Source organism: Acidovorax sp. GW821-FHT10E04, assembly GCF_059415185.1.
The window spans coordinates 686736-711896 of record NZ_JBWKMT010000002.1 but is presented as its reverse complement, the minus strand read 5'-3'; the positions used below and the strand labels follow the sequence as shown (position 1 = coordinate 711896).

Genomic DNA, 25161 nt, shown 5'->3' with positions numbered 1-25161 from the left:
AGGGTGGCTTCTTGTCTTGCTGTCTCCCCATCCCCCTGTGCGGGGGACGCCGGATCAGTGGAACTGCTCTTCTTCGGTCGAACCCGTCAGGGCCTTCACGGAGGACGAGCCGCCCTGGATCACCGTGGTCACGTCGTCGAAGTAGCCTGCGCCCACTTCCTGCTGGTGCGACACGAAGGTGTAGCCCTTTTCGCGTGCTGCGAATTCTGGCTCTTGCACCATCTCGGTGTAGTGCTTCATGCCTTCGCCCTGGGCGTATGCATGGGCGAACTGGAAGGTGTTGAACCAGTTGATGTGGATGCCGGCCAGCGTGATGAACTGGTACTTGTAGCCCAGTGCCGACAGGTCTTCCTGGAACGAAGCGATCTGCTTGTCGTTGAGGTTCTTCTTCCAGTTGAACGATGGCGAGCAGTTGTACGACAGCAGCTTGCCGGGGCAGGCGGCGTGCACGGCCTGGGCGAATTCACGGGCGAAGCCGATGTCCGGCACGCCGGTTTCGCACCACACCAGGTCGGCGTAGGGGGCGTAGGCCACGCCACGGCTGATGGCTTGCTCCAGGCCGTTCTTGACGCGGTAGAAGCCTTCTTGCGTGCGCTCACCAGTCAGGAAAGGCTTGTCGTTGGCGTCGTGGTCGGACGTGATCAGGTTGGCGGCTTCGGCGTCGGTGCGGGCCAGCACGATGGTGGACACGCCCATCACGTCGGCCGCGAAGCGTGCGGAAATCAGCTTCTCGCAGGCTTCCTGCGTGGGCACCAGCACCTTGCCACCCATGTGGCCACACTTCTTCACGGCCGCCAGCTGGTCTTCGAAGTGAACGCCTGCGGCGCCCGACTGGATCATGTTCTTCATCAGTTCGAACGCATTCAGCACGCCGCCGAAACCGGCTTCCGCATCGGCCACGATGGGCAGGAAGTAGTCGATGAATTCCTTGTCGCCGGGGTTGATGCCACGGCCCCACTGGATTTCGTCGGCACGCTTGAAGGTGTTGTTGATGCGGCGGACCATGGTCGGCACCGAGTCATATGCGTACAGCGACTGGTCGGGGTACATCGTTTCGCTGGTGTTGCCGTCGGCGGCCACTTGCCAGCCCGACAGGTACACGGCTTCGAGGCCTGCCTTGGCCTGCTGCATGGCCTGGCCGGCGGAGATGGCGCCAAACGCGTTCACGTAGCCCTTCTTGGCCCCGCCGTTGATCTTGTCCCACAGCTTTTCGGCACCGCGCTTGGCCAGCGTGTGCTCGATGGGCAGCGAGCCGCGCAGGCGCACCACGTCAGCGGCGGAGTAGCCGCGCTTCACACCCTTCCAGCGGGGGTTGGTCGCCCAGTCTTTTTCCAGGGCGGCAATTTGCTGTTCGCGGCTCAGTTGTTCGTTGAGGGATTGGGGCATGAGATCACTCCAGGGGTTGGTTGAAAACGCCGGGCTGCTGCGTGCTGCCCTTGGGGACAACTTTAAGTCTTCTATAAGACCTGCGCAAGCTCTTATGTCTTATAGAAGAGATAAATTTTCTTCTTTAAAAACAACAGCTTACACACAACATTTCTCAATATAGAAATTGATTTCTCATATCGAGAAAAATTGCGGCAATGCAACATCTATCGTATTCCAAATTATGAAATCCAATTTCCGCATTGCAAAAGATTGATCAAGAATCGGCTGGCGGCTGCAGAGCCTGCAGCCAATCCCCCCCGGCGATGCGCTGGGCGGACTCCACATACCTCGGGTTGATCTCATAGACCAGGCAGGGAACGCTGCGTCCTTCGACCTCGACCACGATGTCGCGCTTGGCATATTCGTCGCTCGGATTGGCGCCCAGGTCCTCGATCTCGTCCAGAACGGATTCCAGGGCCGGCGCGATGGCATAGACCTCGCCGGTCACCCACCGCCCTCCACCCAGCGTCATGCCGGGATACCCCCCGAGGTGATAGAGGCTGCCCGCCACCCGGGCCATCCCGATGAACCTTGGCGCCGGCCGCAGGCGGTTGATGTCGTTGGTGCCGCCGCGCCGCAGCGTTCCATAGACAAAGACATGGCGTGCAGGGGGGGCGGGCACGGATTCGTCGGGCATGATGCGCACTCTTTTTCGTTGAACGATCACCAGTCTAGTGAACACCACGCCCAGCCGCCCCTTCGCCTACGTGTGCCTGGCCCTCAGCATGGCGCTGGTCGGCAGCTATGTGGCACTGTCCAAGCCCCTGGCGACGGCACTGCCCGTGTTCCTGCTCGCATGGCTGCGCTTTGGCATTGGCGGCTTGGCGATGCTGCACTGGCTCAGAAAGCCTGTGGAGGAACCCCCGCTCACACGGCAAACCCGGCGGCTGCTGTTTCTGCAATCGTTTCTGGGCAACTTCCTGTTCACCGTCTGCATGCTGTACGGCGTGAGCCTGACCAACGCCGTCTCGGCCGGCGTCACCCTGGCCGCGATACCCGCTGCGGTGGCCGTGATGGGCTGGGTCTTCCTGCGCGAGAAGGTCGCGCCGCGCACCTGGGCGGCCGTGGCCTGCGCAGTGGCCGGCATTGTCTTGTTTTCGCTATCAAAACAAGAGCATTCAGCGCACATTGCACAAGCGCCAGATGCCCAAAACATGCAAGATCTGGCATGGCTGGGCCCCTTGCTTCTGGTGGGTGCCGTGGTGTGCGAGGCCGCCTATACGGTGATCGGAAAGAAGCTCACGGGCAGCCTCGGGCCCAAACGCATCACCTCGCTCATCAACCTGTGGGGCTTCGTGCTGTCCACCCCCTTCGGCCTGTATGCGGCCTGGCAATTCGACTTTGCCGCCGTGGGCTGGGGCACGTGGACGCTGCTGGTGTTCTACGCGCTGGCCGCCTGCGTGTGGACGGTCTGGCTGTGGATGACCGGCCTCAAGGCCGTCCCGGCGGCGCAGGGGGGCGTTTTTTCGGTGATGCTGCCTGTCAGTGCGGCCCTCGTGGGCGTGCTGGTGCTCGGCGAATCGCTCACAGGCCTGCAATGGGCGGCATTTGCCATTGCCCTGGCCAGCGTGCTGATGGCCACCCTGCCCTCACGCGCTGCCTTGCGCGTGGGCCGGCGTGCCAGCTGAGGCGCGGCCCACGGCCTGCGGCCTCCCTCGTTCATGCAGCCAGGGGCCCCGCGCTGACCACGATGCCGTCTGCGTCGGCATACAGCCAGTCGCCCGGCCGCACCCAGACGCCCTGGATCTGCACCGCGACGTCGCGCTGCCCTTCGCCCCGCCGCTCGGTGGGCAGCGGCATCAGCGCCAATGCGCGGATGCCCACGGCGGCCGCATTGAGTTCGGCCAGATCGCGCACGCAGCCATCGACCACAAGGCCCGCCCAGCCATTGCGTGCCGCGGCGGCGGCCAGGTTGCCGCCCACCAGCGCCCGGCGCAGCGAGGCCCCTCCATCCACCACCAGCACGCGGCCCTCTCCGGGCGACTCCACCGCGGCCTTCACGTGGGTGTTGTCCTCGTGGCACTTGACGGTGCTGACCGCGCCCGCGAACGCAGCCACACCGCCAAAGCTCTGGAAGACCGGGGGCAGCACACGAAAGGCCCCGCCCATGTCCCCCTTGTGCACATCGCAGAAATCGCAGGTGCTGAATGTGTTGACAGGAAGTGCAGCGGTCATTTTCAAAGGCCTTTCAAACAGGAAAAGAAGGAAAGAGACGGGACGGGGCCTGCCGCCAGCGGTCCGTTTCCAGCTGCGGGCGGGCCACCGGCGCCGTGGTGCTTCCGGCATTGTCATACAGACCTCCCGGACGCCATCCAGGCCTGCGCCGCCATAGGGAAAACGCGTGCACACGCACCGCTTTGTCAAGGCAGGAGCGCCGCGCACGCGACTTATTGGCCCGCACGCGGCGCCACGGCTACAAATCGAGGCAAAAAAAGCCGTTTCTCCCTTGGAAACGCGTTTTTTTCCCAGTAGCATCAGCCTGCCAGTGGGACAGCCTAGTTTTCGCTGGTGAAAATTTACTTCCAACAAGGAAAACCCAACATGGCAACTGCAAAAAAAGCTCCGGCAAAAACAGCCCCCGCAGCCAAGACGGCTGCTGCCCCCGCCAAGAAGCGCACCCCCAACGCTGCCTTCATGAAGGCGCTCACGCCCAGCCCCGCGCTGGCCGCCGTGGTGGGCTCGGCACCGCTGCCGCGCACGGAGATCATCAGCAAGCTGTGGGTCTACATCAAGGCCAACAACCTGCAGGACGCCACCAACAAGCGCAACATCAATGCCGACGCCAAGCTCAAGGAATTGTTCGGCAAGCCCCAGGTGTCGATGTTTGAACTCGCCGGCCTCATTGGCAAGCACGTCAAGTAAGCGCTTCGCGCCCCCCGAAAAAGCCGGCTCTGCCGGCTTTTTTTCGTCCGTACCCAGGCAAAGTGTGGCGTGTAAACATCAATGCAAATGAGAATGACCCTCATTCGATGTAACATAAAGATGCACGAAGAAGCATGACTTTGTGACGTATTTCTCACAAGCGTCATTGCATCCGGCTCGTTTGCGGCGCACATCGGGCGCCGACCTGCACATCCCCCATCGACGGAGTCCATCTTGGCAAAATCACGCGCTCAGCGCCGCAGCACCGCGCTGCGTCACACCGCATCCCCTGTTTCCACCGCCACCGGCGCATCGTCCGACATGGCCCTGCTGCCCCTGGGCGCCCTGATGCTGGCCGCCTCCATGGGCGCCATGGCCCAGTCCGGCACACCGGAAGCCACCATGTCCACCGTGACGGTGCAGGAAGCGGCCGAAGTGCAAGGCAAGGACACCCTGCTGCTCAAGAAGACCACCGTCGGCAAGGGCAACCAGGACATCAAGGACATCCCCCAGTCCGTGACGGTGTTCACCGAAAAGCTCATGAACGACCGCAACCAGGACGACTTCCGCGAGGTGCTGCGCACCACGGCGGGCGTGACCTTCCAGTCGGGCGAAACGGGTGAAGAAGACGTGCGCATGCGCGGCTTCTCGCTGGGCCTGGCCGGTGACATCTATGTGGACGGCATGAAGGACGCTCCACTGATCGAGCGCGACACGTTCAACAACGACCGCATCGAAGTCCTCAAGGGCTCGGCCTCCATGCTGTTCGGCAAAGGCTCGACCGGCGGCATCGTCAACCAGGTCAACAAGTACCCGCTGCTGATCGACCAGCACGAAGCCAGCTACACCTTCGGCACCGGCCAGTTCCACCGCGCCACGGGCGACTTCAACTGGAAGACCGGCGAAAACGCGGCCTTCCGCCTGAACGCCATGGTGCAGGAGTACGACAACTACGGCGCCAAGCAGGACAAGCGCGGCATTGCGCCCACCTTCGCCTGGGGCATCGGCACGCGCGATGAATTCTCCATCGGCCTGTACTACCTCGAATCCAAGGGCCGTCCGCTGTACAACCACCCCTGGCGCGTGGTCGACGGCAAGATCAACACGCCGCTGGATGCCCGCAACTACTACGGCCTGGCCAGCGACCACAACGACACCTCATCGCAGTACGTGACGCTGGGCCACATCCACCGCTTCGACGACAACGGCGAGCTGACCACCCGCCTGCGCTACGGCAAGTACGAGCGCGACCTGCTGGCCAGCACCATCGGCTTTCAGAACGGCAGCATCACGCTGGGCCAGATCAATGGCAGCACCGTGCTGACCCGTGGCTCCAAGGGCCGCCTGGGCGAGAGCGAAGTGCTGCAGGTGCAAAGCGACTACAACAACACCTTCAACTGGGGCGGCCGCAAGCACGCGGTGCTGGCCGGCGTCGACTACTACGACGACGATGCCAAGCGCAACCAGAACTACGCCAACACCACGCCGCGCCCCAACACCACCGTGGGCTCGCCCAACGATGGCGCCTGGGTGGCCGACGGCCGCGCACCGGTGCAGTGGAACACCTTCACCTCGCGCAACCTGGGCCTGTACTTCCAGGACACGGTCGCGATCAACGACACCCTGAAGCTGGTGGGCGGCCTGCGCTACGACAACTTCAGGGCTTCCTACAAGAACGCCACCGGCGCGCTGAGCAACTCCCGCTCCGACAGCCTGGTCAGCCCCCGCGTGGGCCTGCTGTTCCAGCCCACCGAGCTGACCTCGTACTACGTGTCGTACGGCACCTCGTACAACACCTCGGGCGACACCTACCAGTTCGGCAACCCCGGCGCCGGCACGGCGCGCACGGCCAACACCGACCCTGAAAAGAGCCGCAACTTCGAGATCGGCAGCAAGTTCGAGCTGTTCGAGCGCCGTGCCCTGCTGGGTGTGGCCGCGTTCTACAGCCAGAAGTACAACGAGCGCAACACCGACCCCGACACCGCAGCCCAGCAAGAGCTGCTGTCCGGCAAGCGCCACGCCACCGGCATGGAATTCAACCTCGCCGGCCGCCTGACGCCCCAGTGGGAACTGTTCGCCAACCACACCTGGATCCCCTCGGCCAAGATCGACCACAGCAATGTGGTGGTGCCCGCCAACGGCGGTGGTGCCCAGGCGCAGGGCGACCGCCCAGGCCTCACGCCCAAGCACAGCGGCAGCGTGTGGACGACCTACGCCGTCACCTCCAAGGTGCGCGTGGGCGCGGGCGTGACCTACCGCGGCAAGCAAAACCCCGAAGGCTCGCGTGCCGTGTACGCCAGCGGCTTCGCGGTGATGGACGCCATGGTCGAATACGCGTTCGACGACAAGACCACGCTGAAGCTCAACGTCAACAACCTGTTCGACCGCACCTATGCGGACGGCCTGTACCGCGGCTTCTACACGCCGGGCACGGCGCGTTCCGTGCAGCTGTCGCTCAAGACGCGCTTCTGACGCGCATGCAATGCGCCTGTGGTGCGTTGCTGACGCACTGAAAGCGCCGATGTTTTGACGAAACGACACCGCCCCTTCATTGGGGCGGAGTCACAATCAGGCCCCATGTTCCTGCACATCCAAGACGTACTGACGGCCGAAGAGGTCGCCCTGTTCCGGCAAAAGCTCTGGGCGGCCGACACCCCCTGGGTGGATGGCGCCCGCAGCGCGGGCAGCCAGGCCGTGCACCAGAAGAACAACCTGCAACTCGCGCAGGGCAGCGAGCTGTCGGCCCAGCTGCAAGGCATCGTCAAGGCCGCGCTGGCCCGCAATGCGCTGTTCTTCTCGGCCGCCCTGCCCCGGCGCATCTACAACCCGCTGTTCAACAACTACGGCGACGGCGCCAACTTCTATGGCCGCCATGTGGACAGCGCCGTCATGCACTCCAAGGCAGACAGCTGCTGGGTGCGCAGCGATCTGTCGTGCACGCTGTTCCTGACCCCGCCGGACGAATACGACGGCGGCGAACTGGTCGCCACCGAAGCCTGGGGCGAAAAACGCATCAAGCTGCCGGCCGGCGACATGATCCTGTACCCCAGCAGCACCGTGCACCAGGTGTCGCCCGTCACCCGCGGCCACCGCATCAGCAGCTTCTTCTGGGTGGAAAGCATGGTGCGCGGGCTGGAGCAGCGCCAGCTCTTGTTCGACATGGACATGGCCCTGCTGCGGCTGCGCCAGAGCGTAGGTGAAACGGATCCTTCGGTCATCGCCCTGTCGGGCACGTACCACAACCTGCTGCGCATGTGGGCCGACGTGTGAGCGCCGCCCCTTTCGCTCCTTTATTGATAGCACCTTGCGCGCTCTGAACAAACGCCAGGTGCTTTTTTCATTGCCATGACCCACGTCCCCGCACGCCAACCGCTTCCTCCGGGCATCGTCAGCCTGGCCGACCACGAGCAGCAGGCCCGGCGGCACCTGGACGACAACGCCTGGGCCTACTTCAGTGGCGGCGCGGCCGATGAGATCAGCCTGCGCAGCAACCGCAGCGCATGGGACGCCCTGCCCCTGTGGCCCCGCGTGCTGCGTCCGCTGACGGGCGGGCACACCCGCGTCCAGCTGCTGGGCCGCACGCTGGCACACCCCATCCTGCTGGCACCCGTCGCCTTTCAGCGCCTGGCCCACGCCGACGGCGAGTTGGCGATGGCCTACGCGGCTGCGGCCCTGGGCGCGGGGGTGGTGCTGAGCACCCAGGCGAGCGTGTCGCTGGAGAGCATTGCCCAGGCCGTACTGCCCGACCCCGGCCGCGGTCCGCTGTGGTTTCAGCTGTACCTGCAGCCAGACCGTGGCTTGACCCGCGCACTGGCACAGCGCGCCGAGGCCGCAGGGTTCGAAGCCCTGGTGCTGACCGTGGACGCGCCCGCCAGCGGCGCACGCGACCGGGAGCGCCGCACAGGCTTTCGCCTGCCGCCCGGCATCGGCCCCGTCAATCTGGCCGGCATGCAGGCGCCGCCCACCCCACCCCTCGGCGCGGACCAGAGCGCGCTGTTCGACGGGCTGCTGCACCACGCCCCCACGTGGGACGACGTGGCGTGGCTGCAGTCCGTGACCCGGCTGCCCGTGCTGCTCAAAGGCGTGCTGCACCCGGCGGATGCGCGCCAGGCCGTGGCGGCCGGCGTTGCGGGCGTCATCGTGTCCAACCACGGCGGGCGCACGCTGGACACCGCCCCGGCCACGGCCACCGCCCTGCCGCGCGTGGTGCAGGCCGTGGGCGGCGCACTGCCGGTGCTGGTGGATGGCGGCATCCGGCGCGGCACCGACGTGCTCAAAGCGATGGCGCTGGGGGCATCCGCCGTGCTGGTGGGGCGCCCGGCCGTCTGGGGGCTGGCCAATGCGGGGGCCACCGGCGTCGCCCACGTGCTGCGCCTGCTGCGCGACGAGCTCGAGATCGCCATGGCGCTCACCGGCTGCGCCACGCTGGCAGACGCCACGCCAGCCTTGCTCACCGCAGACAGCCCCGGCTGAGGCGGCGGCTTTGCGCCGGTTTCTCCCTCATGGCAGAAATGGCTTATTGCAAATGCGATAGATTCTTATTTATAATGGCGACACCTTCAACAGCCAGCCACACTGCCTGCCGCCATGATCGTCTGTGTTTGCCGCCGGATTTCCGACCGTGAGATTGCCCGCCACGCACGTGCGGGCATGAGCTTTGACGAAATCCAGTTCGAGCTGGGCGTGGCCACCCAATGCGGATGCTGCGAAAGCTGTGCCCGCGACGTGGTGGCACAGTGCAGCGCATCGAATCCGGTGGCGGCCCTGCACAATGAGGCAGCGCCGCAAACGATCCAGCTTGCCAGCTCCATCCTGGAAAGCAAGTCATGGAACTCCTCTCAACGCTCGCTGGCAGCCTGATCCTCGTCGCAGGCTCGGCCTGGTGGATCTTTCGCAAATAATCAAGGTCTTTTAGGGCGCTAGCGCTTGATCCACAAGCGCTAGCTGCTATCATTTTTATGTCTCACCCAGATCGTTTTGCCACCCCCGGGGGGTTCAGCCGCAACACCGTGATCGTGGGCTCCGTCGTCGCACTGCATGTTGCGGGCCTCTGGGCCCTGCAGTCGGGCCTGCTGCGCCGCGCGGCCGAAGTCATCGTGCCGGCGGAATTGCTGACGGAATTCATCGCACCACCCGCGCCCCCCAAGGTCACGCCACCGCCTCCCGCGCCGCCACCCCCTCCCAAGCCGGCCCCGAAGGCCGCCCCGCGCCCCGCACCCATGCCGGTGGCCATCGCGGACCCCACGCCCGCCCCCAATGCCCCCACGGGCATCACCACCCCGCAGCCGCCGGCACCGCCCATCGAAGCGCCCATGGCCCCGCCCGCACCGGCGCCAGCCCCTCCAGCGCCCCCCGCGCCGCCCAAGATCGAACTGCCGTCCAGCGACGCTGCCTACCTGAACAACCCCAAACCCAGCTATCCGGCCATCAGCAAGCGCATGGGCGAGCAGGGAAAGGTGGTGCTGCGGGTACTGATCGGCACCGACGGCCTGCCCCAGAAGGTCGAAATCAACAAGTCCAGCGGCTTCGACCGGCTGGACCGACAGGCCCAGGAAGCCGTCATGCGCTGGCGCTTCGTGCCCGGCAAACGCAACGGCGTGCCCGAGACCATGTGGAACCTGGTCCCTGTCAACTTCGTTCTCGAATAACCAAATCACCGCTTTAGGGAGTTTTTCTCATGGAATCGCAATTCGGCATCGCCAACGTCTGGATCCAGGGTGACTTCGTCACCCGCGCCGTCGCCATCCTGCTGCTGGCCATGTCGCTGGCCTCGTGGATCGTCATCCTCATCAAGGCGCTGGACATCATCAAGTTCAAGAAGCACGCCCGCACCGCGCAGGACTTCTGGCACAGCGAGGACTTCGCCGCCGGCCTGACCAAGCTGGGCACGGACCCTACCAACCCCTTCCGCCACCTGGCGCTGGAAGGCCGTGAAGCCACCGCCCACCACCGCAACACCAAGGCCCACCTGCACGACACGCTGGACGTGAGCGACTGGGTCACCCGCTGCCTGCGCAACTGCATCGACGAGTTCACCTCGCGCCTGCAGTCGGGCCTGGCCATCCTGGCCTCGGTCGGCTCCACCGCCCCCTTCATCGGCCTGTTCGGCACCGTCTGGGGCATCTACCACGCGCTGCTGGCCATCGGCACCTCGGGCCAGTCCACCATCGACAAGGTGGCCGGCCCCATCGGCGAAGCGCTGATCATGACCGCCCTGGGCCTGGCCGTGGCCATCCCCGCCGTGCTGGGCTACAACGCCCTCGTGCGCGGCAACAAGTCCATCCTGGGCGGCCTCAACAGCTTCGCCCACGACCTGCACGCCTACTTCGTCACCGGCGCCCGCGTGAGCGCGGCGGGCGAACAGGGCAAGGTGCTGCCCATGAAGAAAGGCGGCTGAGCCATGGCTTTCGGAACGCAAGACGATGCCGATGACGTGATGAACGAGATCAACATGACGCCGCTGGTGGACGTCATGCTGGTGCTGCTCATCATCTTCATCATCACCGTGCCCGTCATGAAGCACTCGGTGAACGTGGACCTGCCACGCGCCACCAACCAGCCCGAGAACATCAAGCCCGAGACGGTGCGCCTGTCGGTATCGGCCGACGGCAAGTACTACTGGAACGAGTCGCAGGTCACGGAGGAAGAACTCTTCCCGCGCCTGCAGGTCGAGGCGGCCAAGGAGCCGCCGCCCGATCTGCACATCCGCGGCGACAAGGAAGTGCGCTACGAGCGCGTGGCCCAGGCCATGGCCGCCGCGCAACGCGCTGGCGTGCGCAAGATCGGTTTCGTGACCGACCCCGCGCCCTGACGACAGTCAATCAGTCAGCCAATCCGCCAGCGTCCTGCGCGCCAAAAACCCGCCCGGCCGGCCGCTGCACCATTGGCTGCAGAGGACGCGCCGGGTTTGTTCGTCTTTGGGTCGTTTTTCCTGCCCAGCCCGATGTCGGCGGGGGGATGTGAAATTCTTCCGTCCCCCAGTGACCCGCTCGGGCGCCGAGAACGCCCTGGCTTCCTTCATCCTCTGAAGCGGCTCGCCCGGCGGTGGAGAGGCGGGTCCCTGCAGAGACCCCACAGTGGTCTCTGCCAAGACTGACCCACAGCGGCGCCGCATCCGGGGTCAGTTCACACCTAGGCGGTTCCCGTCGGAGCGGGGTGACACCCGCCGCCCGAGACGTGACCGTTTCCGTTTCCCCCCGGCTGCTTGACCTACTTTCCCACTTGAGGCTGCGTAAATCGATGCCAAAACCGGCGGCGCACCATTCAAAATCAAATGCCTCACCCAGAAGAACAAAAAGAAACACTCCTGTCGCTTGACTTGTAATTGCGAATCGTTATCATTAGCAAAACGCACTGCAACGCACCAGGAACAACCTCATGCAAGCCACATTGACCGCCGCTTCGATCCTGCGCCCCGCCTCCGCCAGCAAGGGGGTTTCGCACGCCGACGGACTGGCCAGCCAACGCACCGAGCCCACCCCCCCTACCGCCGCCGTGGACAGCAGCTCCCTGCTGCAAGGCCAGAAGGCCGTGGCCATCAGCCACAACGGATCGGTGTACCGCCTGCAGGCAACCAAGCTGGGCAAGCTGATCCTGACCAAGTAGTCCCTGGCAGCGGCTCCAAGTTTCATCGTGGGGCGACTCCCGGGCTTGCTACAAGCTCGAAAGGGTCGTTTTTGCCAGCCAACGGGTTCGCCCGCGTAGCCAGGCTTTTTTTGCGGCCCCATCCCCGCCCCAGATTTCTCCATCACGCCATGAAAAAACCGGCCTCGCGGGCCGGTTTTTTCATTGGGAGGCACAGGACCTGAAAGCTCTTCAGCCCCCTGCCCCCTGCGGGCCCACGCCCTGGAATCCCGTCAAAGCCCCAGAGCGGCGATGCCGGCGCGCGCCACCTGCGCGTCCTCGGTGGACTTCACACCGCTCACCCCCACGGCGCCAAGGCACTGGCCGTCCTTGAGGATCGGCACGCCGCCTTCGAGCAGGCCGTCGATGGCGGGCGCGCTCAGGAAGGCCGTGCGGCCGCCGTTGACGATGTCCTCGTACACCTTGCTCTCGCGGCGCCCCAGGGCGGCCGTGCGGGCCTTGGACGGGGCGATGTGGGACGACACCGCGGCGGCGCCATCCAGGCGCTGCAGCCACAGCAGGTGGCCGCCATCGTCCACGATGGCGATGGTCACGGCCCACTGGTTCTTGAGCGCCTCGGCTTCGGCGGCAGCGGCAATGGCCTTCACGTCGGCCAGTTCGAGTTCATGCTTGGTTTTCATTGGTATACCCGCAAAGGAGAAGAATGCCGGGCCGCGAGAGTCCGCGCCGGCGGGGGAAAGACGGCAAGCATAGCGGCATACGCCCACCGCCTCACCCCCATGCAGGGTGAAAGAACCCTTACCAAAAGTAGGTGACCGGACGCGGATATTGGAAGGCCTCCAGCCGCCACCACCTAGAATTTGCACTGTCTGCGTCGTGCAGGCCAACAAGGAGAGACACAAGATGAATGACCAAGTCACCACCCTGGGGCACTCTGCGGGCTATGGCATCTCGCAGGAGGAGCGCCACAAGGTGCTTCGCAATACCTACTGGCTGCTCGCGCTGAGCATGATCCCCACGGTGCTGGGCGCGTGGGTCGGCGTCGCCACCGGCATCACCCAGTCGCTGCGCGGCGGCGTGGGCCTGATCGTGTTCCTGGGCGGCGCGTTCGCCTTCATGTTCGCGATCGAAAAGACCAAGCGTTCGGCAGCCGGCGTGCCCGTGCTGCTGGCCTTCACGTTCTTCATGGGCCTCATGCTCTCGCGCCTCATCGGCATGGTGCTGGGCTTCAAGAACGGCACCGACCTCATCATGACGGCCTTCGCCGGCACCGCGGGCGTGTTCTTCGTGATGGCCAGCCTGGCCAGCGTGATCAAGCGCGACCTCTCGGGCATGGGCAAGTGGCTGATGGTGGGCGCGCTGGTGCTCATGGTGGGCGCCGTCATCAACGTGTTTGTCGGCTCCTCGGTCGGCATGATGGCGATCTCGGTCGCTGCCATCGGCATCTTCAGCGCCTACATGCTGTATGACTTGAAGCAGATCCTGGACGGCGGCGAAACCAACTACATCAGCGCCACGCTGGCCCTGTACCTGGACATCTTCAACGTGTTCCAGAGCCTGCTCGCGCTGCTGGGCATCATGGGCGGCGAACGCGACTGACCCCGTGGCGCGCTCCCGGGCGCCACCTCAAGGCAAAAAGGCTCCTTCGGGAGCCTTTTTCTTGCGCTTCGCACCGCCAAGCCCTCAATAGCGCGGCCAGCGTGCCGATAATGCAAGCACATGTATCGCAAAACCCGCTCCACCGCACTGCGCATGCTGGCCCTGTGCAGCATCCTGCTGCTGGCCGCCTGCAACAAGATCCCTGGCCTGGGCCCGGATCCCAGGATCGTCCAGCGCGAGGAAGAAGCCAAGGCCATCGGCGGCGCCTGCCGCCACGCGCTGCGCGGGCTGGAAGACTGCTACACCCTGAACCCCAAGGCCGCCAAGGCCTCGGTGTTCGCCGGGTGGAAGGACATGGACGCCTACATGCGTGAAAACAAGCTGGAAGGCACGCCTTCGGTGCTCGGCAAGGTGGTCGAGAAACCCGAGCGCGCCGAACGGTCCGGCGATATCGAGACCGAGCCCCGCGACGCGGCTTCGAACCGCAACCGCAGCTAGGGCTAGCGGGCCGCTCTCCCCCCGTGCGCGGCCAGGCCGGCGCACACCGGCTGCGGCGGCCCTTTCTCCCCTCAGGCGCGGTCGAACACCGCCATGCTTTCCACGTGCGCCGTGTGCGGGAACATGTTCACCATGCCGGCCGCCGTGCAGCGGTAGCCCGCCAGATGCACCAGCAACCCGGCATCGCGGGCGAGCGTGGCGGGATTGCAGCTGACATAGACGATGCGTTTGGGCGGGGTCCAGCCTTCGGCCCCGGCGGGCAGCGGGCCCGCACCCTCGGCGCCGATGCGCGCCTGCTCGATGTCGGCGAGCGCCTTGGCCAGCGCGAACGCGCCTTCGCGGGGCGGATCGACCAGCCACTTGTCGGCCGCGCCGTCGGCCACCAGCATCTCCGGGGTCATCTCGAACAGGTTGCGCGCTACAAAATCAGTAGCTGCCAGCGCTTTATGGTCCTGCGCTGCAGCCTGATTCAATGCATAGTTCTCGCGCGAGCGGGCCACCAGGGCCTCGCTGCCCTCGATGCCCAGCACCTCGCGCGCCTGCGTGGCCAGCGGCAGCGTGAAGTTGCCCAGGCCGCAGAACCAGTCGATCACACGCTCGTGGGGCTGCACGTCCAGCAGGCGCAGCGCGCGGGAGACGAGTACGCGGTTGATGTGCGGGTTCACCTGCGTGAAGTCGGTCGGCTTGAACGGCATGGTGATGCCGAAATCCGGCAGCGCATAGGAAAGCTGCTCGCCGCCCTCCTCGAGCAGCTTCACCGTGTCCGGGCCCTTGGGCTGCAGCCACCATTGCACGCCGTGATCGGCGGCGAAGGCGCGCAGCCGGGCGATGTCGCCGGCGCTCAGCGGCTCCAGGTGGCGCAGCACCAGGGCCGTCACGCTGTCGCCGCAGGCCAGCTCGATCTGCGGGCAGGTGTCGCGCGCATCCATGTCGGCGATCAGGGCCCGCAGGGGCATCAGCATGGCGTCTACATGGGGCGGCAACACGGGGCACTGCTGCATGTCCGCCACGTAGCGGCTCTTGCGTTCATGAAAGCCGATCAGCACCTGGCCCTTCTTGATCACATGGCGCACCGACAGCCGCGCACGGTAGCGGTAACCCCAGGCGGGGCCTTCGATGGGGCGCAGCACGGTGCCGGCCTTGACCTTGCCCAGGTGCCACAGGTTGTCTTCCAGCACCCGCTGCTTGACGGCCACCTGGGCGCCCACGTGCAGGTGCTGCATCTTGCAGCCGCCGCAGGCTCCGGCATGCAGGCCAAAGTGCGGGCAGCCGGGGCGCACGCGCTGCGACGATTCGCGGTGGATCGCCGTCAGGCTGGCCTGCTCCCAGTTGTTCTTCTTGCGGTGGGTGTTGGCGGTGACCAGCTCGAACGGCAGGGCACCGTCGATGAAGATGACCTTGCCGTCGGGCTTGCGGGCGACGCCCTGGGCATCCAGGTCCATGGACTGGACCTGCAGCCAGCCCTCGGGCAGATCGCCGTGGGAATCCTGCGCGGTGGGTTCAAACGAGGGGGATAGTTCTTTCGGTTCGCTCATCCCCCGATTGTCTCAGGCCCGGGCCGGTGCCTGCCCGGGGATCGCCGCAGCCTGCCGGTTCGGTCAGGTCAGCCGCGGTCCGCGCGCGCGGGGCGGCCGCCGACGGATCCCATGGATCCCGTGGCGCCCTGCGCGGACGCCAGGGGCAGCTTGTTGACGGTGAGGTCGCAGTTGTAATTGTCCGGCGTGAACACCAGCGTGGCGCCCGGCGCCACCAGCGGCAGGGTCTGGTGGATCTGGTAGGACATGTCCACCGGCGGTTCGGGCGCACGGTACACGATGTCCTTGTCGGGGCCGTAGACCACGTAGCACGAAGCCGCGGCCGACTGGCTGAAAAGGGCGCCCAGCAGCGCGGCGGCAGCGGCAGTGGCGTATGGGAAGCGGGTCATGGTTCTTCTCCTCGATCTGGCATGTCTGCCTGGGATTATGGAGGCTTTGGCGTGCCGAGCCAATGCAGCCGTGGCTCCATGGCAGCGGCGCGCACCGCCGGGCCCCGCGCGCCCCTTCAACGCAGGTGCAGGTGGTTGGTGTGCTTGACCTCTTCCATCACCGCATAGGTGCGTGTCTCGCGCACGCCGGGCAGTTGCCACAGCACCGCGCCCGCGAACACGCGGTAGGCGTTCATGTCGGCCGAGCGCGTCTTGAGCAGGTAGTCGAACCCCCCTGCCACCATGTGGCACTCCATGATCTCGGGATGCACCTGCACCGCCGCCTTGAACTGGTCGAACACATTCGGCGTGGTGCGGTCGAGCAGCACCTCCACGAACACCAGCATGCCCGCCCCCAGCTTCAGCGGGTTGAGCCGCGCCTCGTAGCCCAGGATGAAGCCGTCGCGCGTGAGGCGCTGTACGCGCGCCAGCACCGCGGTGGGCGACAGCGCGACGGCGTCCGCCAGCTTGAGATTGGCAATGCGCCCATCTTCCTGCAGGATTGACAAAATCTTGCGGTCAATACGGTCCAGATCGGTTTCCATCGTCATTTTTGATAGTGATTTATTCTGACAGACCGCCTATTTTCGACCATTTATTCATCCACAGACCAAGGATCATCGCATCCAGCCGCCCCCGGCAGGCCCTGGGGGCCCAACCACCAATACCCTTGATACCCACCGAAAGACACGCCATGACGCAGCCCACCGGCGCCCTGCCCTCTTCCACCAGCCCCGCCGGCTTTGCCCCGCGCTCGCCCCTGGCCAGCCCGTTGCGCGCCGCCATCACCGCGGCCTACCGGCGCCCCGAGCCCGAGGCCCTGGCCCCGCTGCTGGCGCAGGCCCGTTTGCCGCAGGCGATGGCGCAAGCGGCCGGGCAGCTGGCGCTGCGCATTGCGGGCGCCCTGCGCAGCCGCAAGAGCGCCGGGGGCCGCGCGGGCATCGTGCAGGGATTGCTGCAGGAGTTCGCGCTGTCGTCGCAAGAAGGCGTGGCGCTGATGTGCCTGGCCGAGGCGCTCCTGCGCATCCCCGACAAGGCCACGCGCGATGCATTGATCCGCGACAAGATCAGCAACGGCCAGTGGGAACCCCACCTGGGCAAGAGCCCTTCGCTGTTTGTGAATGCGGCCACCTGGGGCCTGCTCATCACGGGCAAGCTGGTGGCCACGCACAGCGAAGGCAGCCTGGGCGCATCGCTCGGCCGCCTGATCAGCAAGGGCGGAGAGCCGCTCATCCGCAAGGGCGTGGACATGGCCATGCGCATGATGGGCGAGCAGTTCGTGACCGGCGAGACCATTGGCGAAGCCCTGGCCAACGCCCGCCAGATGGAAGGCGAGGGCTTCCGCTATTCCTACGACATGCTGGGCGAGGCCGCGCTGACCAGCGAGGACGCCCAGCGCTACTACGCGTCGTACGAGCAGGCCATCCACGCCATCGGCAAGGCATCCGCCGGGCGCGGCATCTATGAAGGCCCCGGCATCTCGATCAAGCTGTCGGCCCTGCACCCGCGCTACAGCCGCGCGCAGTTCGCCCGTGTGATGGACGAGCTGTACCCGCTGGTGCTGCGCCTGACCGAGCTCGCGCGCAGCTATGACATCGGCATCAACATCGATGCCGAGGAGGCCGACCGGCTGGAGCTGTCGCTGGACCTGCTCGAACGCCTGTGCCACGAGCCTTCGCTGGCCGGCTGGAACGGCATCGGCTTCGTGATCCAGGCCTACCAGAAGCGCTGCCCCTTCGTCATCGACTACGTGGTGGACCTGGCGCGCCGCACGCAGCGCCGACTGATGGTGCGCCTGGTCAAGGGTGCCTACTGGGACAGCGAGATCAAGCGCGCCCAGGTCGACGGGCTGGACGACTACCCCGTGTACACCCGCAAGGTGCACACCGACATCTCGTACATCGCCTGCGCAAGGAAATTGCTGGCCGCGCCCGAGGCCATCTACCCGCAGTTCGCCACGCACAACGCGGAAACACTCGCCACCATCTACCACCTGGCGGGCCACAACTACTATGCCGGCCAGTACGAATTCCAGTGCCTGCACGGCATGGGCGAGCCCCTGTACGAGCAGGTGGTGGGCGCCGTCACCGCCGGCAAGCTGGGTCGGCCCTGCCGCATCTACGCCCCCGTCGGCACGCACGAGACCCTGCTGGCGTACCTGGTGCGCCGACTGCTGGAAAACGGCGCCAACACCTCGTTCGTGAACCGCATCGCCGACGAGACCATCGCGCTGGAGGACCTGGTGAAGAGCCCCGTCGAGGTGGTGGACCAGCAGGCCGCCGCAGAAGGCGGCGCAGGCCTGCCCCACCCGCGCATCGCCACGCCACGCGGCCTGTACGGCCCGCACCGCGCCAACTCGCGCGGGCTCGACCTGTCGAACGAGAACACCCTCGCGCAACTGGACGCGATCCTGCAGGCCACCGCCAGCCAGGGCTGGACCGCCGGCCCCTTGCTCGGCGCCGACGCCGCGCCGGGCGCGCCGATGCCCGTGCGCAACCCCGCGGACCACCGCGACGTGGTGGGCCAGGTGCAGGAGGCCACGGCCGCCGACGTGGATGCGGCCCTGCAACACGCCCTGCGGGCGGCCCCCTTGTGGGCCGCGACGCCCCCGGCCGAGCGCGCCGCCACGCTCGACCGTGCCGCGGGCCTGCTGGAGGACCGCATGCAGCCCCTGCTGGGTCTGCTGATGCGCGAAGCAGGCAAGAGCTGCAGCAACGCGGTCGCCGAGGTGCGCGAGGCGGTGGACTTCCTGCGCTACTACGCCGCGCAGGTCGAATCCACCTTCGACAACACCACCCACCTTCCGCTGGGCCCCGTGGCCTGCATCAGCCCCTGGAACTTCCCGCTCGCCATCTTCATGGGCCAGGTGGCCGCAGCCCTGGCCGCCGGCAACCCCGTGCTGGCCAAGCCGGCCGAACAGACCCCGCTGATCGCCGCCGAGGCCGTGCGCGTTCTGTGGCAGGCGGGTGTGCCGCGCGGCGTGGTGCAGCTGCTGCCCGGCCAGGGCGAGACCGTGGGCGCCCGGCTGATCGGCGACCCGCGTGTGATGGGCGTCATGTTCACCGGTTCGACCGACGTGGCGCGCATCCTGCAACGCGCCATCGCAGGCCGCCTGGATGCCGCCGGCCGCCCCATCCCCCTGATCGCCGAGACGGGCGGGCAGAACGCGATGATCGTGGACTCGTCGGCGCTGGTGGAGCAGGTGGTGGCCGACGCGGTCTCCTCCGCGTTCGACAGCGCCGGCCAGCGCTGCTCGGCCCTGCGCGTGCTGTGCGTGCAGGAGGACGCCGCCGACCGCGTGGTGGAAATGCTCAAGGGCGCCATGGGTGAACTGCGCATGGGCAACCCGGGCGCGCTGCAGGTCGACGTGGGCCCGGTCATCGACGCCGAGGCCCAGGCAGGCATCACCGCGCACATCGATGCGCTCAAGGCCAGGGGCCATCGCGTGTTCCAGCAGTGCCGCTGCAGCGCCGATGAAACGGCCCAGGGCACCTTCGTGCCGCCCACGCTGATTGAACTCCACGGCATCCAGGAACTGCAGCGCGAGGTCTTTGGGCCCGTGCTGCACCTGGTGCGCTATGCCCGCAACGACCTGGACCAGTTGCTCGACCAGATCAACGCCACCGGCTACGGCCTCACGCAGGGCGTGCACACCCGCATCGACGAAACCATCGCCCGCGTGGTGAGCCGCGCCCATGCGGGCAACGTCTACGTGAACCGCAACATGGTGGGCGCCGTGGTGGGCGTGCAGCCGTTTGGTGGCGAGGGCCTGTCGGGCACGGGCCCGAAGGCGGGCGGGCCGCTGTACCTGCTGCGCCTGCTGTCGCGGCGCCCGGCCGATGCGCTGGCACGCACCTTCGCCGCGGCGGACCGCACGGCGCCACCCGACGTGGCAGCGCGCGAACCCTGGCTGGCGCCCCTGCACGCACTGGAGCAGTGGGCACACACGCAGGGCCGCCCCGCGCTGGAGGACACCTGCCGTGCGTTCGCCTCCGCCACCCAGAGCGGCACGGCGCGCACCCTGCCCGGCCCCACGGGTGAGCGCAACGTCTACACCCTGGCCCCCCGGCCCCGCGTGCTGTGCCTGGCCCAGGCCGAAGGCGACCTGCTCACGCAGACCGCGGCCGTGCTGGCCTCGGGCGGCAAGGCCCTGTGGCCTTCCACCCGGGCGGGCTTGCTTGTACAGCTTGCCCCGGCCGTCCAGGCCAGCATCGCGGTGGCGGATCAGGTGCTGGACGACGGCCGCATCGAACTGTCCGCCGTGCTGCACCATGGCGATGCGGCTTCGCTGCACGCAGTGTGCGAGGCGCTGGCCCGCCGTCCCGGCCCCATCGTGGGCGTGACCGCATTGCCCCCGGGCGCCACCGACGTGCCGCTGGAGCGCCTGCTGATCGAGCGCGCACTGAGCGTGAACACCGCTGCCGCGGGCGGCAACGCGAGCCTGATGACGATTGGCTGAGGTGGCCGTGCCCGCAGGATCTGAATAAAAACTGCCCCCACGGCTTATCCTTCAAGCGCTGTCAGCTACTTTTTTTTATAGCATTTGATTTGAACCGCCCCGCGGCGGCGGATCTTCGCCGGCCGGCGCGGGCTGCCGGCCCTGATCCGCCTGAAAAAAGGCCGGCTGGCCCAGGCCCCATCGCCCCAGCACCTGGTAGCTCAGGCAGCGGTCCAGCCGCAGCGAAAACGCCGGTGCGCAAACTTGCGCGGCGGCCGCACACGCCCACCAGACCTTGCGCGGGCTGAAATCGGCATCCCATCCGAGCGAGGCCAGCGTCACATGCAACCGCTCGGTGCGCACCCTGTGGCCCTCCTCCACCTGGCGGGCGGCCGTCTCCTGGTCGCACAGCCGGACAGCGCGGGCGGCCACGGCGCCATCCGCCAGCACGGCGAAAAAGAGGTGGTGGTCATGGCGCCGCGCGGCTGGAGACAAGGGCAGGTTCTCCATCCCCGGCAGCCACCGCAGGCCGTCAGACATCCCGTTGGCTCCTGAAAAAAGGTGGCGTCCCCACGGCATGCCGCTCCTTGCAGACAAGGGTGGCACCGGTACGGACTCGCCCACCGCAGCCCACTGGCCAAAAAGTACAGTTTTTACGCCTCTTACCGGAGGATTGCCAAGGACGAACTGGGAGACCATCGGAGCAAGGCCCAAAGAACCCTCGCCGGCCCCGTGCCACGCCATGGATCGCCCGCCCCACCGAAGGAGTCGCAAGATGTTCGATATTTCACAAGCCACCAACATGCTGACGTCCCTGGGCGTCTCCAGCACCCTGGCGGTCAAGGCGGCCGAACGCACAGCCCAAAAGCATGCGGACGCCGATCCCCTCACCTTCCTGAAAGAGTTGAAGACCACGCTGGAAGAACTGTCCGCGGAAGGCTCCCAGGGCAAGACGGCGGGTACGGCGGCGACACCCACCACCGTGTCGGAGACCCAGGCCTATCAATCAACCGCCGCCCTGTACAACAAGGACTCCGGGGCCACCACACAGGCCTCGGCCAAGGCCCCCTTCAGCAACCTGGAGGAATTCCGCGAGTGGGAAGACGGCCTGGGCGACACCTTCGCAGCAGACTATGAGCCACCAGACTATGTCAAGGTTCTTTCTCTATCACTTTCTGCGGGAGATGAGCGCACCGTCAGCCGCTACATGTTCTTCAAGAACCATCCCGAGTTTGCCGCTGACTACGAAGCCATCCGCAGCGGCAAGTTGTCCAAGTTCCCCACGGACGGTTCCACACTGGTGAAAAGCGACCTGTCGACGATGACCAAGGAGACGGCCACTTTCTACAAGAAGAACCCCGCCCAACTGCTTGCGGCAGAGGGCTTCAATATGGATCCAACGCTCGTCAAGATGCGCATGGACGGAAAGATTGACGCTCCAGAGGGCGTCCAAGTATCCGAATGGCTCATGGACAACAAATGGACCAAGGACGGGGTTGTTTCCCAGAACAATCGCGTGGTTCTTGCCCGATCCGACTACATCGGCCTGGATGGCAAGGGCGCCGGCACCTATCGTCTGGGCAAGTACGATACGGTGACGGGGAACATTATCGATACCGACGGGCGGGCCTACGATCCGCTCACCGGTGAAGTCCAGGCATAGAAACCCACGGACACCTTCCACCAACATTGAGCCACGCGGCGACATTTCCCGCATGCGGGCACCACGGACGCTTCTTTCAGCGCTGCATTGACAGCATGCCTCGATGTCCCGCGCATCCTGCAGGGCGACGCCCAATTCCGGCAAGGCGCTGGCGGGCCTGATCTTCTGCGTGGGCATGCGCCATCGGGCGAGATTCTCCGGCGTGTTGGGCAGCGTCCTTGCGATCGGGCTACAGCCCGCAATGCCCTTGAGCGGCGGCCCCGCGAAAACCGCAGGCCTCGTCGCGGGCCTGCCCTGATGGCCGCAACACGCGTTCAGTTTCTCTGGCGGGGTGGGTGAAGGAGCGTGACGCAGGCGCGGTCCGCATGCGGTTCTGACCCGCGGCTTGGCGCCTTCGCTACGCCTTTCTCCTACATCGCACCGGGAACCCATGGCAACACCCGGGCCCGCATGGGAAGATAGCCTGAGCACCACCGGACAGAAATAGGAAACCGAGTCGCCATGAGTATCGTCGTCTACTGGCAAGAACAGCCCGGGGTGCCTGGGATCGAGATTTTTGACTCCGGAAAACTCCAGGCCGCGCTGGCTCTGTGCGAGATCAAACGCAAGGAAGGAAAGCGCCATGTGTGCATCTCGAGCGAACTGGCGGAGAGCGTGGGGCATGCCGGTGTGAATACGGTGGCAGATCGGCGGCTGCCAGATGGTTCGCCCTACGATTGGACGAAGTCCCACCGCGGCGCGGGCCCCCAAAATCCTGGAGGCAAGACCGGCGGGCAGTGAAATCCCGCTGCGAGGAAGCTTCTGCCCTGGCCACCCGGTGTGCAGCCGCTTTGCCGCACTGCCGCGCGCCAGCCCAAGCGACCCACTGGATGATTTTTCAACGTACCCAAGGGGCTGCCATGATCAATCCCATCCCCGCAAAACCCCAGACGCACGAGCCCGAAACTCCGGAGAGGCCGAATCCTGTGCCGAGCGAGTCCGAGCCGGAAAGCCGCCCCGTCCCCGCCTCGGTGCCGGAGAAGCCCGGCGAGGTGAAACCCGCGTATCCCGAGCCGGAGATTCCCGGCCAGTAGCGCGGGCGCCTCCATCGGCAGCACGCAACACAACGCCTGCGTGGCCTGGATCGGCCCGTGATTCCAGTACGCCCCGCCCGCCCAGGCGAGCACCCCGTGTCCAGCGTTCCAGACCCTCTTATTGCAATTGATAATTCATTTGCAATAATATAAACCCATGGAACACCGCCACCATCCCTACTTTCATCGCAAGGCCTGGGAGCGCACGCACCCGATTCGTGCCTGCCGGATCTCCATGGGCGGCATGGTGACGCAAGGCCTGGCCGCGCAGCGCCACGGTATGGTTTTGCAGGGGCGCTGCGCCGACTGCGCGGCCGAAGCGGCGGGCGCATGAGGGGTGTCGCAAGCCTGCTGATGGCCGGCGCCTGGAAACGGGGCGTGGGTGCGCTGGCGCTGATCGCGCTGCTGTGGCTCGCCGTGGCCTGGGCGATCTCCTGATGGCAGCCCTCCCCCAGCACGCGGCGATCCGCCTGCGCAACCTGACCGTGGCTTACCGCGGCCACCCGGCCGTGCACCACGTGTCGGGTGACTTCGCACCGGGTTCGCTCACCGCCATCGTCGGGCCCAACGGCGCGGGCAAGACCACCTTGCTGGCGGCCATCATGGGCCGCGTCTCGCCGGTCGAAGGGGAGGTGCAGCGCGCCGCCGGCCGCATCGCCTGGCTGCCGCAGCAGGCCGAGATCGACCGCAGCTTTCCGATCCGCGTGTTCGATCTGGTCGCGCTGGGCCACTGGTCGCGCGTCGGAAGTCTGCGCGGACTCGACGCGCCGCAGCGCGACGCCGTGCACCACGCGCTCGATGCGGTCGGCCTGGCCGGCTTCGAACGCCGCGGGATCGCCGAGCTGTCCGCGGGCCAATTCCAGCGCGTGCTGTTCGCGCGCGTGCTGCTGCAGGATGCGCCAGTGATCCTGCTCGATGAGCCCTTCAACGCTATCGATGCGCGCACCACCGCCGACCTGCTCGCCGTGGTGGCCCGCTGGCACGCCGAGTCGCGCACCGTCATCGCGGTGCTGCACGATCTGGAACAGGTGCGCCGGCATTTCGACCGAACGCTGTTGATGGCGCGGCACTGCGTGGCCTGGGGACCGACCGCAGAGGTGCTGCACGCCGAGCACCTGTTCCGCGCCCGGCAGATGGCCGAGGCCTGGGACGACGATGCGGCGTTGTGCGAGGAAGCCGCGTGACGCTGGCATCGCTGCTCCTCCAGCCGTTCTCCGAGTACGGCTTCATGCGCCGCGCGCTGGTCGCGACGCTGGCCCTGAGCCTCGGCAGCGCGCCGATGGGCACGCTGCTGGTGCTGCGACGCATGAGCCTGGTGGGCGATGCCATGGGCCACGCGCTGCTGCCGGGGGCCGCGCTGGGGTTTCTGATCGCCGGCTTCTCGCTGCCGGCCATGAGCCTGGGCGGTTTCTTCGCGGCGCTCGCGGTCGCGCTCGCAGCGGGCTTCGTGACGCGGACCACGTCGCAGCGCGAGGACGCGAGTTTCGCGGCCTTCTACCTCATCGCGCTCGCGCTGGGCGTGCTGATGGTCTCGACGCACGGCAGCAGCGTTGACCTGATGCACCTGCTGTTCGGCACCATCCTGGCCGTGGACGATGCGGCGCTGCTGCTCATCGCCAGCGTCGCCAGCGTGACGCTGGCCGTCCTGGCCGTGATCTATCGGCCGCTGGTGGTGGAGTGCCTGGACCCCGGATTTCTTCGCAATGTCGGCGGCCGCGGCACGCTGGTGCACGCCGTCTTCCTGGTGCTGACCGTGGCGAACCTCGTGGCGGGCTTCCAGGCCCTGGGCACCCTGATGGCCGTCGGCCTGATGATGCTGCCCGCCACGGCGGCGCGCTTCTGGGCGGCGGAAGTCTGGAGCCTGGCGCTGGTGGCGGCCGTCATCGCGGCGCTCTCGGGCTTCATCGGCCTGCTGCTGTCGTACCACGCACAGTGGCCGTCGGGCCCGGCCATCGTGCTGGTCGCGGGCATCGCCTATCTGCTCTCCGTCGCCGCGGGCCCCCGCGACGGCCTTCTCTGGCGCCACCGGCGCCGTCCACACCGCAAGGCCTGA

The 25161-nt window shown here is 66.5% G+C and carries 27 protein-coding genes; 19 read left to right on the top strand and 8 right to left on the bottom strand.

Annotated elements, in window-relative coordinates:
- Positions 1 to 54 precede the first annotated feature (54 nt).
- Both aceA and AC07OC_RS08335 read right to left on the bottom strand, forming a co-directional pair.
- A complete protein-coding gene (aceA, locus tag AC07OC_RS08340) occupies positions 55 to 1386 on the bottom strand; it encodes an isocitrate lyase (RefSeq protein ID WP_055402695.1) in 1332 nt (443 codons plus the stop codon).
- 256 nt (positions 1387 to 1642) lie between these two features.
- Positions 1643 to 2065 (bottom strand): gamma-glutamylcyclotransferase family protein, encoded by a 423-nt coding sequence (locus AC07OC_RS08335; RefSeq protein WP_218338799.1) that lies wholly within the window; start codon positions 2063 to 2065, stop codon positions 1643 to 1645.
- A gap of 88 nt (positions 2066 to 2153) precedes the next feature.
- Between AC07OC_RS08335 and AC07OC_RS08330 the strand changes: the two genes are divergently transcribed.
- A complete protein-coding gene (locus tag AC07OC_RS08330) occupies positions 2154 to 3056 on the top strand; it encodes a DMT family transporter (protein ID WP_370627733.1) in 903 nt (300 codons plus the stop codon).
- A 31-nt stretch (positions 3057 to 3087) separates the two neighbouring features.
- Here AC07OC_RS08330 and rraA read toward each other — a convergent pair whose 3' ends face one another.
- A complete protein-coding gene (rraA, locus tag AC07OC_RS08325) occupies positions 3088 to 3603 on the bottom strand; it encodes a ribonuclease E activity regulator RraA (RefSeq protein ID WP_218338801.1) in 516 nt (171 codons plus the stop codon).
- A 366-nt stretch (positions 3604 to 3969) separates the two neighbouring features.
- On the opposite strand from rraA, the gene AC07OC_RS08320 reads away from it, so the two are divergent.
- From AC07OC_RS08320 to hemP, 9 genes are all read left to right on the top strand, one after another.
- A complete protein-coding gene (locus tag AC07OC_RS08320; protein ID WP_055402700.1) occupies positions 3970 to 4290 on the top strand; it encodes an SWIB/MDM2 domain-containing protein in 321 nt (106 codons plus the stop codon).
- A gap of 321 nt (positions 4291 to 4611) precedes the next feature.
- Entirely contained in the window at positions 4612 to 6762 is a 2151-nt protein-coding gene (locus AC07OC_RS08315; RefSeq protein ID WP_255590906.1) for a TonB-dependent receptor, read from the top strand.
- A gap of 105 nt (positions 6763 to 6867) precedes the next feature.
- Positions 6868 to 7560 (top strand): Fe2+-dependent dioxygenase, encoded by a 693-nt coding sequence (locus AC07OC_RS08310; protein ID WP_218338802.1) that lies wholly within the window; start codon positions 6868 to 6870, stop codon positions 7558 to 7560.
- Between the two features lie 75 nt (positions 7561 to 7635).
- A complete protein-coding gene (locus AC07OC_RS08305; RefSeq protein ID WP_494597350.1) occupies positions 7636 to 8763 on the top strand; it encodes an alpha-hydroxy acid oxidase in 1128 nt (375 codons plus the stop codon).
- A 114-nt stretch (positions 8764 to 8877) separates the two neighbouring features.
- Positions 8878 to 9150 carry a (2Fe-2S)-binding protein gene (locus tag AC07OC_RS08300; RefSeq protein ID WP_218297553.1) on the top strand — a complete coding sequence of 91 codons (273 nt, stop codon included), beginning with the start codon at positions 8878 to 8880 and terminating at the stop codon, positions 9148 to 9150.
- A gap of 98 nt (positions 9151 to 9248) precedes the next feature.
- Positions 9249 to 9938 carry an energy transducer TonB gene (locus AC07OC_RS08295; RefSeq protein ID WP_218297554.1) on the top strand — a complete coding sequence of 230 codons (690 nt, stop codon included), beginning with the start codon at positions 9249 to 9251 and terminating at the stop codon, positions 9936 to 9938.
- Positions 9939 to 9967: 29 nt separating this feature from the next.
- Complete coding sequence (locus AC07OC_RS08290; RefSeq protein ID WP_218297555.1) at positions 9968 to 10687, top strand: MotA/TolQ/ExbB proton channel family protein; 720 nt, start codon at positions 9968 to 9970, stop codon at positions 10685 to 10687.
- A gap of 3 nt (positions 10688 to 10690) precedes the next feature.
- The gene (locus AC07OC_RS08285) at positions 10691 to 11101 is read left to right on the top strand and encodes an ExbD/TolR family protein (RefSeq protein WP_494600806.1); all 411 of its coding nucleotides are present in this window, start codon (positions 10691 to 10693) and stop codon (positions 11099 to 11101) included.
- A gap of 566 nt (positions 11102 to 11667) precedes the next feature.
- Positions 11668 to 11895 carry a hemin uptake protein HemP gene (gene hemP / locus AC07OC_RS08280; protein ID WP_218338805.1) on the top strand — a complete coding sequence of 76 codons (228 nt, stop codon included), beginning with the start codon at positions 11668 to 11670 and terminating at the stop codon, positions 11893 to 11895.
- 251 nt (positions 11896 to 12146) lie between these two features.
- Here hemP and AC07OC_RS08275 read toward each other — a convergent pair whose 3' ends face one another.
- Positions 12147 to 12554: a GlcG/HbpS family heme-binding protein gene (locus tag AC07OC_RS08275; RefSeq protein WP_218297558.1), complete on the bottom strand. Its 408-nt coding sequence runs from the start codon at positions 12552 to 12554 to the stop codon at positions 12147 to 12149.
- A 223-nt stretch (positions 12555 to 12777) separates the two neighbouring features.
- On the opposite strand from AC07OC_RS08275, the gene AC07OC_RS08270 reads away from it, so the two are divergent.
- Together AC07OC_RS08270 and AC07OC_RS08265 are read left to right on the top strand one after the other, a co-directional pair.
- The gene (locus AC07OC_RS08270) at positions 12778 to 13473 is read left to right on the top strand and encodes a Bax inhibitor-1/YccA family protein (RefSeq protein ID WP_010458089.1); all 696 of its coding nucleotides are present in this window, start codon (positions 12778 to 12780) and stop codon (positions 13471 to 13473) included.
- Positions 13474 to 13593: 120 nt separating this feature from the next.
- A complete protein-coding gene (locus AC07OC_RS08265) occupies positions 13594 to 13971 on the top strand; it encodes a hypothetical protein (RefSeq protein ID WP_218297559.1) in 378 nt (125 codons plus the stop codon).
- A 71-nt stretch (positions 13972 to 14042) separates the two neighbouring features.
- Here AC07OC_RS08265 and rlmD read toward each other — a convergent pair whose 3' ends face one another.
- The 3 genes from rlmD to AC07OC_RS08250 all read right to left on the bottom strand — a co-directional run bounded on the left by rlmD (position 14043) and on the right by AC07OC_RS08250 (position 16485).
- Positions 14043 to 15506, bottom strand: coding sequence for a 23S rRNA (uracil(1939)-C(5))-methyltransferase RlmD (gene rlmD / locus AC07OC_RS08260; RefSeq protein WP_492807648.1), 1464 nt, complete (start codon positions 15504 to 15506; stop codon positions 14043 to 14045).
- Positions 15507 to 15574: 68 nt separating this feature from the next.
- Positions 15575 to 15895, bottom strand: a complete 321-nt coding sequence (locus AC07OC_RS08255; RefSeq protein WP_218297561.1) for a hypothetical protein — start codon at positions 15893 to 15895, stop codon at positions 15575 to 15577.
- A gap of 116 nt (positions 15896 to 16011) precedes the next feature.
- Positions 16012 to 16485 carry an Lrp/AsnC ligand binding domain-containing protein gene (locus AC07OC_RS08250; RefSeq protein WP_218297562.1) on the bottom strand — a complete coding sequence of 158 codons (474 nt, stop codon included), beginning with the start codon at positions 16483 to 16485 and terminating at the stop codon, positions 16012 to 16014.
- Positions 16486 to 16628: 143 nt separating this feature from the next.
- Here AC07OC_RS08250 and putA point away from each other — a divergent pair, with 143 nt between their 5' ends.
- Entirely contained in the window at positions 16629 to 20393 is a 3765-nt protein-coding gene (putA, locus tag AC07OC_RS08245) for a trifunctional transcriptional regulator/proline dehydrogenase/L-glutamate gamma-semialdehyde dehydrogenase (RefSeq protein ID WP_494600803.1), read from the top strand.
- 75 nt (positions 20394 to 20468) lie between these two features.
- Here the strand turns inward: putA and AC07OC_RS08240 are convergent, their stop codons facing one another.
- Positions 20469 to 20912 carry a hypothetical protein gene (locus AC07OC_RS08240; RefSeq protein WP_494600800.1) on the bottom strand — a complete coding sequence of 148 codons (444 nt, stop codon included), beginning with the start codon at positions 20910 to 20912 and terminating at the stop codon, positions 20469 to 20471.
- A gap of 235 nt (positions 20913 to 21147) precedes the next feature.
- On the opposite strand from AC07OC_RS08240, the gene AC07OC_RS08235 reads away from it, so the two are divergent.
- From AC07OC_RS08235 to AC07OC_RS08210, 6 genes are all read left to right on the top strand, one after another.
- Positions 21148 to 22035, top strand: a complete 888-nt coding sequence (locus AC07OC_RS08235; protein ID WP_218338808.1) for a hypothetical protein — start codon at positions 21148 to 21150, stop codon at positions 22033 to 22035.
- A gap of 501 nt (positions 22036 to 22536) precedes the next feature.
- Positions 22537 to 22815 carry a hypothetical protein gene (locus tag AC07OC_RS08230; protein ID WP_218338809.1) on the top strand — a complete coding sequence of 93 codons (279 nt, stop codon included), beginning with the start codon at positions 22537 to 22539 and terminating at the stop codon, positions 22813 to 22815.
- Between the two features lie 119 nt (positions 22816 to 22934).
- A complete protein-coding gene (locus AC07OC_RS08225; protein WP_218338810.1) occupies positions 22935 to 23108 on the top strand; it encodes a hypothetical protein in 174 nt (57 codons plus the stop codon).
- Between the two features lie 157 nt (positions 23109 to 23265).
- Positions 23266 to 23442, top strand: coding sequence for a hypothetical protein (locus tag AC07OC_RS08220; protein WP_218297566.1), 177 nt, complete (start codon positions 23266 to 23268; stop codon positions 23440 to 23442).
- A gap of 103 nt (positions 23443 to 23545) precedes the next feature.
- Positions 23546 to 24292: a zinc ABC transporter ATP-binding protein AztA gene (aztA, locus tag AC07OC_RS08215; RefSeq protein ID WP_494600797.1), complete on the top strand. Its 747-nt coding sequence runs from the start codon at positions 23546 to 23548 to the stop codon at positions 24290 to 24292.
- Positions 24289 to 25161 carry a metal ABC transporter permease gene (locus tag AC07OC_RS08210; protein WP_218338812.1) on the top strand — a complete coding sequence of 291 codons (873 nt, stop codon included), beginning with the start codon at positions 24289 to 24291 and terminating at the stop codon, positions 25159 to 25161. Before aztA ends, AC07OC_RS08210 begins: the two co-directional genes overlap by 4 nt.